The sequence below is a fragment of the Synechococcus sp. Lug-A genome, assembly GCF_024345655.1.
Classification (GTDB): domain Bacteria; phylum Cyanobacteriota; class Cyanobacteriia; order PCC-6307; family Cyanobiaceae; genus MW101C3.
Genome location: NZ_JAGQBN010000007.1, coordinates 43,920 through 54,368 on the forward strand (window position 1 = coordinate 43,920; position 10,449 = coordinate 54,368).

The window sequence follows — 10,449 nt, forward strand, 5'->3', positions numbered from 1 at the left end:
ACGTTGCAGGCCAAGAGTTGACTGTAGTGATGCCAGCCTCTTCGAACGAATGCCCCTTTTTTCTTGCCATTATCAGCACTGATGGACACACCATTTGACCGAGAATGACCTGCCCAGAAACCTGGGACGCACCAAACGCAGATTGATCAAGGCGGCCAACGCGCTCAACTGGCAGCTGGTTTTGAGCAACCGCACGTAGATCCTCCCAAAGCCGAAAGACCACTTGATTGCACGAAAAGGATGTTCACCCTTTAGCAGGAAGTGAGACGGTTACAGGCAGGCGCCTACGACTTGGCGCAGCCAACCTGGATCATCCAATGGTCCATCCACAGCAATGGCAGGCCTCGCCACCTGCTTAGTCTCAGGAGAGCTCGGAAGGGGATGAACTTGCCCTCAAATCAGGACGATGTTCAATACCTTGCTTACCATCGCCGGTATCGGCAGCATCTGGCTTAGCTTGGCGCAACTCAGGCGCTGGCATGAGGTCATGAACATGAGCGACTGTGGTCTCCACCTCAATCCCGGGCGACTGGTCGCCCGATCAGTTGCTGAATGCATCCCCGCGGTCAACAAAATTGCTGGCGGAAACCAGCAATAGCGAAGTCATTGAGACAAAGCGTTGACACATAGTGGTTGACTGGTCGTCAGTGGAGCAATACTACGACGCCAATACAACGATACCGACGTCCGGGCGTCTCCTTTTGGGTTTCCGTGAGCAATTCTGCGTGTCTGCCCCCGCTTGCAAGAACGGGCGCACGCCTCAGTCGTCCAGGCCTAGTCGGGCCCAGATCACCCCGAGCTGGGCGCGGTGCAGATCGGTGGAGAAGCACATGTCCAGTTCGGCAGTGCTCAACACGCCTGTCACCTCGGGGTCGGCCAGCAGGTTGGCGCGAAAATTCCCGCCCTCGGTGTTCCAGGCGCTGTGGGCGTGGCGCTGCACCAGCTGATAGGCCTGCTCACGGCTGAGCCCATGCTCCACCAGTGCCAGCAGCACCCGTTGGCTGAACACAACGCCTCCATAGATGTGAAGATTGCGGGTCATGTTGTCGGGATAGACACCCAGCCCTTTGACTACCTCCGTCATTTCACGCAACATGAAATGCAGGGTGCAGGAACAATCCGGCAGCATCATTCGCTCCACAGAGCTATGACTGATGTCACGTTCATGCCAAAGCGCCACGTTTTCCAACGCCGCCACCGTGTAGCTCCTCAGCACGCGGGCCAGCCCGCTGATGCGTTCGCTGCGAATCGGGTTGCGCTTATGGGGCATCGCTGAACTGCCTTTCTGCCCCTTGGCGAAGTTCTCTTCCACCTCAAGCACATCAGTGCGCTGCAGATTCCTGATCTCGGTGCTGAAACGCTCCAGGGAAGCCCCCACCAGTGCCAGGGTCTGCACATACTCCGCATGGCGATCCCGGCTGATCACCTGCGTGCTGGCCGTATCCGGCTCCAGCCCCAGGCTGGCGCAGGCCAGAGCCTCCACCTGGGGATCAGTGTTGGCATAGGTGCCCATCGCCCCGCTCACCTGGCCCACGGACACCGTGGTCTCCAGCTGCTGCAGGCGCTGGCGGTTGCGCAGGCTTTCGGCCAGCCAACCCGCCACCTTGAAGCCGAAGGTGATCGGTTCGCCGTGGATGGCATGGGAGCGCCCGATCATCACGGTGTCCTTATGGGCGCACGCAAGCTGCCGCAGCGCTTCCACCAAGGCCTCCATCTCTTGCAGCAGCACGCGTACCGAGCGCTTCATCTGCAGGGCGAGCCCGGTATCAAGCACGTCCGAGCTGGTCATGCCCACGTGGATGTAGCGCCCCGCAGGCCCCACGTGCTCATTCACGTTGGTGAGAAAGGCGATCACGTCGTGACGCACCTCTGCCTCGATCTCCAGGATGCGCGGCACCTCAAAGCGGGCCTTGGCACGGATTTCGGCCATGGCCTCAGCGGGCACCCGGCCGAGGGTGCAGTTGGCTTCGCAGGCGGCCAGCTCCACATCCAGCCATCCCTGGAACTTGGCCTCTTCGCTCCACAGAGCGCCCATTTCGGGCAGGGTGTAACGCTCGATCAAGGCTCCACGGCGCAGGCACACCTGGCCAATCTATGGGGCAGTCCTCTGGCCTCCGTGCCGCAGCGTCCGGTGGCGCTTCAACACTCTTGCGGGCGCTGGCCAGCTGGTCCCGGCGTGGTTGGATGGCCTCAGATCCGCCAGGGATCCCAGTCGGATATACCCAGAGCCAAGGCGTCATGGGCAGAAAACAACGCCTTGATCTGCTGCTGGTCGAGCTGGGTCTGGTGACCAGCCGCCATCAGGCCCAGCAGCTGATCCGCGCCGGCCGGGTGCGGCTGCAGGGCCACGTGCTCGACAAGCCGGGGCAGGAAGTCGACAAGGAGCTGGTGCCTGAGCTCGAAGCCCCGCCCCGCTTTGTGTCCCGCGGCGGCGAGAAGCTGGCAGCGGCGCTCCAGGCTTTCCCGCTGGCATTGCGTGGCCGCATCTGCCTCGATGCAGGCATCTCCACAGGTGGTTTCACCGATTGCTTGCTGCAGAACGGTGCCGCCAGGGTCTACGGCATCGATGTGGGCTACGGACAGACCGCCTGGTCGCTGCGCAGCGATGAACGCGTGGTGCTGCGGGAGCGCACAAACCTGAGGCACCTCGATCCCGCCGACCTCTATCGACCGGCGGATCCCTGGCCCGACCTTGGTGTGGCGGATCTTTCCTTTATTGCGTTGGCGCGGGTGCTGCCCGCACTGCGCGGCTTGCTGCGCAGCGATGCGGCTGAAGCGGTGGTGCTGGTGAAACCCCAGTTCGAAGTGGGGCGTGAGCGGGTCGGCAAAGGTGGGGTGGTGCGCGATCCCCGCGCCCACGTGGATGCAATTTCAGCGGTGATTGCGGCGGCGCTCCCCTGTGGGTGGAGGGCAGCGGGGCTGGTGGCCTCGCCGCTCACGGGGCCCGCCGGCAATCACGAATACCTGCTCTGGCTTCGCCCTCAATCCCTCGGGAGCAGCGCTGCAGGGGACGAACCCCTCAGGAACACTGGGCTGATGGGAACTGCCGAGTGCTCACAAACGGGAGTGCTCTCAGAAGAGTGTGGTCACCCACAGCACCTAGAGCGCTCAGAACACGGAGAGCCAAGGATCAAGGCTGGGAATGCAGTGCCCGCTGAGCGTGCAAGGGCCGCCGAGATTGCAGAGCTCGCTGAGAGTGCAAAGCTGGCTGCGGGTGTCAATTCGGCTGCGAGTGGAAGGGAGGCTCAGCTTGTTTCCACGGCAGAGTCTCCAAACGCTGCTGAAGCGCCGCATGGCGGTGAACAGTCATCCGTTGATGAGCAATCACCCGACGCTGAGCGGACATCAGACGACTGGCTTACGCGCGATGGTGAGAGTTCTCAGATGAATGCTCCCTCAGATGATGCGATTGGCCAGCAAAGGGAACTCGCAGCGGCAGGTGGAACACTTGAGGCTGCCGCTATTGAAAGGATCGTGAAATCGACACTGCACTGAACTCAGTGCTTGCCCTTCATCGGTGCTGACCTGAAGGTGAGCTTCAGGTCAGCTGAATCCAACAGCTGAAGCGATGCTTCAGATTGCCGTGCTGTCGCGATCGCCGGTGCGAATCCGGATCACGGTGCCAATGGTGCTAATGAAGATCTTGCCATCGCCAATCTCTCCGGTGCGTGCGGCGTCCTGAATGGCGGTCACCACTGTGTCCACATTTTCGTCTTCAACCACCACTTCCAGCTTCAACTTCTGTAGGAACTCCACTGTGAACTCGGAGCCGCGGTAGCGCTCCACCTGGCCCTTCTGACGGCCAAAACCCCTGACCTCACTCACGGTCATGCCAACGATGCCCGCATTCACCAACGCAACTTTGACATCCTCGAGCTTGAAGGGACGGATGATGGCCTCAACTTTTTTCATGAATTCTCCTGAGATTTCAGAACGAAAAGGTTAGTTTGAAGATTGGATCGAGACAGGCAGGATAGGGGTGCGACAGACAAGCAACCCAGCGGCCCTGGCATCCTCGCAGAGCAGATCCGCAGAGGATCCGTCCACTTGGATTTGACCAGCGGCCAACAGCGACCAGTGCTCGATTTCGAAGTGGGTTTGCAACCACAACATACCGATGGCCGATTGAGGGCCCAGCCTGAAGCCCCCATCGCTGGTGGACGTAAGAGCGAGATCCATGAAAAGACCCTGCAACTCAGGCCATTAGGCCCGAGCCTGCAGGGCTCCGGTGTAGCAGTTGCTACGGGGAGATCCCCGTGTCAGCGTTCAGCCGGCGTTCACCTGGCGGGCGGCTTCGGCGCGCCTGTGGTGATAGGCATGGCCGCGGTAGTGAAGCTCAAGTGCTTCGTCGGGCTGGGTGGGCTCGTGACGCAGGGCCTCGCGGTAGTGAACGCCTCTATAGACGTGCTCAACGGGCTGGGCCGGGAGTTCAGCGTGTTGGGTGCCGTCGTAGGCGACGCCGCGGTAGACGAGTTGGGTCTTGGTCATGATGGATGGCCTCGAAGAGGGTGGGGATCACCAGCCCGCTGGCTGGTGCCGCTTCGTGGGAAGGAGCGTTGCTTCGCCTCGCGGTGGGGCTACTTCCGACAGGGGTGGAGAGCGGATCGCCCCTCACCTGGTCAACGGTTTGTCCTTCGATGCCTTTCTAGCAAGTTCGCGCTGTTCGTGACGAACATTTTCGTTTCATCTTCGTAAATCGTTGCGAACGGTCTGTCTTTGTAGCATTCCCCCACAACCCGCTCCCCCATGCCTGCAGGCCCTGTGCTCCCCTACCGGTGGGCCCGCGCTGCCTAAAGCAAAGCCGGGACAGGCCTTTCCCCAGCCCTGCTGCCGTGACCCTGCCCACCCCACCGGCCACCACCACTCCGCATTACGGCGAGCGGGTGATCGCCGAGTCCCAGTTGATCGGTTTTGACAATCCCCGGCCCGGTCGCGCCTACGAAGTGGCGATCGAGCTGCCCGAGTTCACCTGCAAGTGCCCCTTTTCCGGGTACCCCGACTTCGCTGTGCTGCGCCTGCTGTACCAGCCGGGCGCCAAGGTGCTGGAGCTCAAGGCGCTCAAGCTCTACGTCAACAGCTGGCGTGACCGCAGCATTTCCCATGAGGAAGTGGCCAACCGCATCCTTGACGACCTCGTGGCTGCCAGCGATCCGCTCTGGATGCAGCTGGAAGCCGATTTCAATCCCCGAGGCAATGTCCACACTGTGATCCGGGTCAGCCACGGAGTTCGGCTGCCCTGCTGACCCGACGGCTGGAAGCGCTGCTCTCATCCGGAGCCGGCCCTGAGGGCCAGCTCCTGGGCGTCCCCCGGCCCTGAGTTTCAGACCGTTTGCGGTTGCCCCTGCTCCTTGGCTTCGCCGGTGGAAGGGCGCAGCTGACGAATCTCCAGGAGCAAGGCAGGCAGCTCCCCGGCCAGCGCCGTGAGATTGCGGTTGCAGAGGCCACCCACGTGCAGCTGATCGTGTGCCGGGTCGGAGATGCCCCAAAGCTGGCGTGTGGCGATCAGGCTCAGCGCGCCGCCGGCGAGGGCAATCGCAAAACCGCCGTAGACCAGTGGCACACCTGGATCTTTCTTGAGCAACAGGCCGCTTGCAGGCATCACCTCGGCCACGCGCAGGGATAACCCGTTGATGTCGATCGGAGCGCCGCCGGGGCTCAGCCGGCCGATGGGTTGAGCGTTAGCTGCGTAAACCTCCACGGGGCCCTGCTCGCTGCTGAGGGTGAGCAGGACCGGTTCGCTGCCATCCGGGCGGGTCGGGACGGCCAGGCCCCAGACCTGCTCGCCCAGTTCGGGCAGTGCGCGCAGCGGAAATTGCAGCAGGGGGCTGCGACCCAGCTGAATCGTGATCGCCGCCAGTGACCAGTCGGCCTGATAGACGGTCATGCCCCGAAAGCGCAGCGGGTGGTTGACGCTGATCTCGGTTTCTTCCACAGGCGCCCCGGTGGAATCCAGCAGCTTGAGCTGGGAGCGGAACTGCTCCGGGCGGCCGACCGAATCACGATCAATCTCGAAATGCTCGAGCGCCACGGTCAGCTGGTTATCCCCTCTGGAGTTGAGCAGCTCGAGCTCGCGGCCAGGCGCCAGATAGCGCTCCAGCCGCTGGCCCGCCAGTGCGCCCCAGGCCGAACCCACCATCAGCACCACCAAGCCGGCGTGCACCAGAAGGGGCCCCACCCGGCCCAGCACCCCTTTGCGGGCGGCCAGGCGACCGTTGGCCGCCTGCAACTGCCAGCCCTTGGTGTGCAACAGGTGTTGCAGGTTCTGCAGGTCGGTGTCCGGGTCTGCGCTGGGGATGGTTTCCGCCAGGCTGAGCTTGCTGAGCTGCCGCGGGGAGTGATAGTCAACCCAGCGCAGCGCTGCCTGCAGGGCGGGCCATTGTCTCCGCCAACTGCACAGCACAAGCGAGAGGCCCAGCAAGGCCAGGAGAGCGAGGAACCAGCTGCTGGCGTAGACGTGGTCGAGCTGCAGCTTCAGGATCCAGTCGCCGGTGACCACGCCCAACCAGGGCTTGCGGTCGTAGAGCTGGTGATAGGCCTCACTGGCCTCACGCTGGGGAATCAGCGTGCCGATGGCGCTGGTGGCGGCGATCACCAGCAGCAGCCCGATGGCGAGGCGAAGGTCGGAGAGCCACGCGAGCAGTCGCCGCCAGGTCGGTGTGCGGGTTTGAACGGGAGAAGGAGTCACGAGAGCTGCGCCAACAATGCCAGTCCACCGCTGGTGATCAACACCACGCCGCTGATCGGAGGCACCCAACGGCTGAGCGCGCGCAGCGCCAGCAGGCGCTGCATTGAGGCGGCGGCACTGCCGGCCAGCACCAACGGGAGCACCTGGCCGGCACCAAAACAGGTGAGCAGCACCATCCCCACCAACGGACGGCCCTGCTGGGCCATCCAGCCCAGCAACACCGCCAACACAGGGGTGGTGCAGGGGCTGGCCGCCAGACCAAAGGCCGCACCGGCCGCCACCGGGCCAAGCGGCGCCGGGACGCGCCCGCGCCAACGTTCCGGGTCAGGACCAGCCGGCAGGGGAAGGCGCAGCAGGCCCAGCAGGTTGAGCCCCATCACCACCGCGAGCACAGCCACCACGGTGGGGATGAAGCCTGGCACCTGCCCATAGAGACGCCCCAAAACGGCACTAGCGAGACCCAGCATCACGAGGGAGAGCACGATCCCCCCGGCAAAGCAGGCACTCAGCAGCCATGGCTTGGAGGTTTTGCTTGAAAACCCCGCCATGTAGGCGACCGTGACCGGCAGCAACGAAAGGGAGCAGGGCCCCAGGCTTGTGAGCAAACCAGCGGCGAAGATCAGAACCAGGGTGGAAGGGCCTGGTGTGTTGAGCGAACCGATGATCAGATCCTCCGCCCAGCGGGCCAGATCTGCGACTTGGAACCCCACCGCATCCATCCGCTTGCTGGCAAGGCCAGGGGGTTGGCCTGGCACTGATAAGGATGGTCAGCCTATCGGGGCATGGTGGGCCAGGTCGCCAGCCGACCGGTCCGTCCCCTGGCGTCGCCGCCGGCCAGTGGGTTGGTCCAAGCCGGCTGATTCCAGGGAACAGCGGATCAACAATCCGGCTGTCAACAAGCTGGCCAGCAGTGAGTTGCCGCCGTAGCTGATCATTGGCAACGGCAGGCCGGTGGTGGGCATCGAGCCACTGGCCACGGCGATGTTGAGGATGGATTGACCGACCAGCAAGGTGGTGGCACCAATCGCCACGAGGCGCTGCTGGTTGCTGCGGCAGCCCAGGGCCACCCTCAGCCCCACGAAGCCGAACAGCAACAGGAACAGCAGCATCACCACCGACCCCACATAGCCGAATTCCTCAGCAAAGACGGCGAAGATGAAATCGGTGGACTGGATCGGAAGGTATTGGAGCTTCTGGGTGGAGAGACCGAATCCTTCGCCGAGAACACCGCCAGAGCCGATGGCCAGCAGGCTCTGCACCAATTGATAGCCATCGCCTTGAGCATCCCGCCAGGGGTCCAGGAACGACACCACGCGGACTCGCTGGTACTCGTTGATCAGGATGCTCGCTACACCCGTGATGCCGCCGGCTGCTGCGGTGGCCAGCAATCCCAGCAACGGAAGCCCCGCCGCCAAGGCCATCAGCCAGAGCAACAACCCAGTGAGTGCCGCGGTGCTGAGGTTGGGCTGCCGAAGGATCAGGAACAGAATCACGCTGAAAATGCCCAGCCAGAACATCTTCTGGTCGTTGCCGATGCGGCTCCAGTGAGCGAAGAGTGAGGCCCCCTGCAGCACGATGAACGGTTTGATCAGTTCAGATGGCTGGATCTGAACGGGACCCAACACCAACCATCGACTAGCCCCATTGACGGTGCTGCCCGCCACCAGCGTGGCGAAAATCAACACACCACCGATCAGTACGGCCGGGGCAGCCAGCCTCAACCAGCGTCTCAGCTGGGTGCGAATCGACAACCAGAGCAGAACCCAGCTCGCCAGCATCCACAGTGCCTGGCGTTTGAGGTAGAAGGCCGGGTCGCCCATCTCACGCTCCGCCACCCACCAACTGGCAGACGACAGGATCACCAGGCCCGCCAGGCTCCAGATCGCCACCATGCCGAGCAGCAGACGGGCTTCGGCAGGCCACTGTTCCCAGGTGAAACCAGCGGTTCGCTGGGTCCCCTCCTTGGATCCCGCCGCATGGGCGCCAGACCTAGCGCGAGGTGTCAGAGAACCTGGCACGGGTGGAAAGGGAAAACCATTCCCTATTCAGCCGTGTCGCTGCGACTTTTTCAGTGCAACAGGGACAAAAAAAAGCCCGGCTGGGCCGGGACGTGACGGTAATGATCAGTGAAGACCACTACAGATGAAGCAAAACTCAGGCTTAGTTGCCGACGTTGACCTGACGACGGCCGGTAGCCAGTTCGACTTTGAGGATCTTGCCTCCCTGCTTCATGATTCGCTGTTGTTCAGCAAACCAGCTTTCATACGGCACCCACTTGGTGAAGAAAGTGTTTTGCAACTCCCTCTGACTCCGCACCTTTTCTGGGCATGGAATGCAGGCCGTGATTTTGAACAGACGCATGAAGAAGCCCTCGCTGAGTTCCTTGGGAGGTGATCAGTTGCCCAGGCCGGAACTGATGTAGTCGAGGTAGGTGCCGAGCTCGCGACCGGCATCAGCGCCGACCAGAGAAGCTGCCGTTTCCTTCATCGCCTGGATCGACTGCACCGTGGCACCGATGGGCACACCCAGAGAGTTGTAAGTCTCCTTCAGGCCGTTGAGGACACGCTCATCAAGGATGGAGGTGTCACCAGCCAGCATGGCGTAGGTGGCGTAACGGAGGTAGTAGTCGAGATCGCGGATGCAAGCGGCGTACCTCCGAGTGGTGTACATGTTGCCGCCCGGACGGGTGATGTCCGAATACAGCAGCGTCTTGGCCACAGCTTCTTTGATGATCGCTGAGGCGTTGGCGCTGATGGTGGCAGCAGCCCTCACACGCAGTTCGCCACTGGCGAAATACTGCTCAAGGCGTCCGATGGAGGAATCGTCCAGGTAAAGGCCCTGAACGTCGGACTGATTGATGACGTTGGTGATCGCGTCTTGCATGTGTCCGGGGAAGAGGCGGTGGGCAGGGGGTGTGGCGAACGCTCAGGAAAGGGCGCCGATGACGTAGTCGAAGTAGAAGCCAGCTTCTTCGGCATCGGCTCCCGTGAGAATTCCGAGAGAGGCGTTCTTGAGCTCCCGCACGGCTTCGGCCATGGCCTCAAGCGGTGTGCCCAGTGCCTTGTACATCTCGCGGGCACCGATGATGCCGATCTCTTCGATGGGCGTCACGTCTCCCGCGACCATTCCGTAGGTCACGAGACGGAGGTAGTAGTCGATGTCCCGAAGACAGGTGGCTGTCATCTCTTCTCCGTAGGCGTTGCCGCCCGGGGAGATGATGTCGGGACGCTTTTGAAAGAGGGCGCCGCCGGCCTGCTTCACAATGCGCTCGCGGCTCTCGCTCAAGACCTGAGCCACCCGCAGACGGCGCTGCCCGCCGGCTACGAAAGACTTGATCTGGTCGAGTTCGCCAGGGCTGAGATAGCGGGCTTCGGCGTCCGCGTTGATGATCGAGTTGGAGACGATGCTCATGCAGTTCTGCCTCGAAACAAGCGGTCGCCGTTATGGAGACCGATATCCGGTGGGTAAGGGATGCCCCCCTGACCTGCGACGTCCGATGGCTTTGAGGGCCAGAGCGAATGGTGTTGCAAGCGTGGGCTGACGATCGTGCTTGCCGATCGCCGAATCATTCTGCGGCAAGACCCACCGCAGGCCTGGGCCCGGTAACAGTTCTTCACGGCGAGCGAACCGCGAAATCCCAGGTGGGGCAACGATTTTCGCCGATCCATCACGCCGTGTTCCTGGGGGTCATTGTCAGGAAACTCCATGGAAAACATTGGCTGCCGTTGGACGTTGATCGCCCAACTTGTCAGGATCATGCGAGG

Annotated in this window: 11 protein-coding genes and 1 pseudogene; 2 read left to right on the forward strand and 10 right to left on the reverse strand. The window is 62.4% G+C overall.

Features of this window, described 5'->3' with window-relative positions:
• Nucleotides 1-760: 760 nt before the first annotated feature.
• Nucleotides 761-2,062 carry an adenylosuccinate lyase gene (gene purB / locus KBY86_RS06730; protein ID WP_255101112.1) on the reverse strand — a complete coding sequence of 434 codons (1,302 nt, stop codon included), beginning with the start codon at nucleotides 2,060-2,062 and terminating at the stop codon, nucleotides 761-763.
• Nucleotides 2,063-2,190: 128 nt separating this feature from the next.
• Nucleotides 2,191-2,349 (reverse strand): hypothetical protein, encoded by a 159-nt coding sequence (locus KBY86_RS06735; protein WP_255140689.1) that lies wholly within the window; start codon nucleotides 2,347-2,349, stop codon nucleotides 2,191-2,193.
• Here KBY86_RS06735 and KBY86_RS06740 point away from each other — a divergent pair.
• A pseudogene (locus KBY86_RS06740) lies at nucleotides 2,287-2,982 on the forward strand (TlyA family RNA methyltransferase); the annotation flags it as partial. The gene KBY86_RS06735 and the pseudogene KBY86_RS06740 overlap by 63 nt on opposite strands.
• A 591-nt stretch (nucleotides 2,983-3,573) precedes the next feature.
• Here KBY86_RS06740 and KBY86_RS06745 read toward each other — a convergent pair.
• The gene (locus KBY86_RS06745; protein ID WP_094512742.1) at nucleotides 3,574-3,912 is read right to left on the reverse strand and encodes a P-II family nitrogen regulator; all 339 of its coding nucleotides are present in this window, start codon (nucleotides 3,910-3,912) and stop codon (nucleotides 3,574-3,576) included.
• A 354-nt stretch (nucleotides 3,913-4,266) separates the two neighbouring features.
• Complete coding sequence (locus tag KBY86_RS06750) at nucleotides 4,267-4,488, reverse strand: DUF4278 domain-containing protein (RefSeq protein WP_094512741.1); 222 nt, start codon at nucleotides 4,486-4,488, stop codon at nucleotides 4,267-4,269.
• Between the two features lie 350 nt (nucleotides 4,489-4,838).
• Between KBY86_RS06750 and queF the strand changes: the two genes are divergently transcribed.
• On the forward strand, nucleotides 4,839-5,243 hold the full coding sequence (gene queF, locus KBY86_RS06755) for a preQ(1) synthase (protein ID WP_094512819.1): 405 nt from the start codon (nucleotides 4,839-4,841) through the stop codon (nucleotides 5,241-5,243).
• Between the two features lie 77 nt (nucleotides 5,244-5,320).
• Here the strand turns inward: queF and KBY86_RS06760 are convergent, their stop codons facing one another.
• The 6 genes from KBY86_RS06760 to KBY86_RS06785 all read right to left on the reverse strand — a co-directional run bounded on the left by KBY86_RS06760 (nucleotide 5,321) and on the right by KBY86_RS06785 (nucleotide 10,096).
• A complete protein-coding gene (locus KBY86_RS06760) occupies nucleotides 5,321-6,685 on the reverse strand; it encodes a cytochrome c biogenesis protein ResB (RefSeq protein ID WP_094512740.1) in 1,365 nt (454 codons plus the stop codon).
• Nucleotides 6,682-7,404 carry a cytochrome c biogenesis CcdA family protein gene (locus tag KBY86_RS06765; RefSeq protein ID WP_255101157.1) on the reverse strand — a complete coding sequence of 241 codons (723 nt, stop codon included), beginning with the start codon at nucleotides 7,402-7,404 and terminating at the stop codon, nucleotides 6,682-6,684. Before KBY86_RS06765 ends, KBY86_RS06760 begins: the two co-directional genes overlap by 4 nt.
• Nucleotides 7,405-7,452: 48 nt before the next feature.
• Nucleotides 7,453-8,691: an FtsW/RodA/SpoVE family cell cycle protein gene (locus KBY86_RS06770; RefSeq protein WP_369803022.1), complete on the reverse strand. Its 1,239-nt coding sequence runs from the start codon at nucleotides 8,689-8,691 to the stop codon at nucleotides 7,453-7,455.
• 154 nt (nucleotides 8,692-8,845) lie between these two features.
• Nucleotides 8,846-9,046 (reverse strand): phycobilisome linker polypeptide, encoded by a 201-nt coding sequence (locus KBY86_RS06775; protein WP_094512737.1) that lies wholly within the window; start codon nucleotides 9,044-9,046, stop codon nucleotides 8,846-8,848.
• Nucleotides 9,047-9,079: 33 nt separating this feature from the next.
• Nucleotides 9,080-9,568, reverse strand: coding sequence for an allophycocyanin subunit beta (gene apcB / locus KBY86_RS06780; RefSeq protein ID WP_094512736.1), 489 nt, complete (start codon nucleotides 9,566-9,568; stop codon nucleotides 9,080-9,082).
• Nucleotides 9,569-9,610: 42 nt separating this feature from the next.
• Entirely contained in the window at nucleotides 9,611-10,096 is a 486-nt protein-coding gene (locus KBY86_RS06785; RefSeq protein ID WP_094512735.1) for an allophycocyanin, read from the reverse strand.
• Nucleotides 10,097-10,449 lie beyond the last annotated feature (353 nt).

Excerpts from the sequence above, each read along its gene's own strand:
- KBY86_RS06745 (WP_094512742.1), bottom strand. The coding sequence starts at position 3,912 with ATGAAAAAAGTTGAGGCCATCATCCGTCCCTTCAAGCTCGAGGATGTC.
- KBY86_RS06750 (WP_094512741.1), bottom strand. The coding sequence starts at position 4,488 with ATGACCAAGACCCAACTCGTCTACCGCGGCGTCGCCTACGACGGCACC.
- KBY86_RS06765 (WP_255101157.1), bottom strand. The coding sequence starts at position 7,404 with ATGGATGCGGTGGGGTTCCAAGTCGCAGATCTGGCCCGCTGGGCGGAG.
- KBY86_RS06775 (WP_094512737.1), bottom strand. The coding sequence starts at position 9,046 with ATGCGTCTGTTCAAAATCACGGCCTGCATTCCATGCCCAGAAAAGGTG.
- apcB (WP_094512736.1), bottom strand. The coding sequence starts at position 9,568 with ATGCAAGACGCGATCACCAACGTCATCAATCAGTCCGACGTTCAGGGC.
- KBY86_RS06785 (WP_094512735.1), bottom strand. The coding sequence starts at position 10,096 with ATGAGCATCGTCTCCAACTCGATCATCAACGCGGACGCCGAAGCCCGC.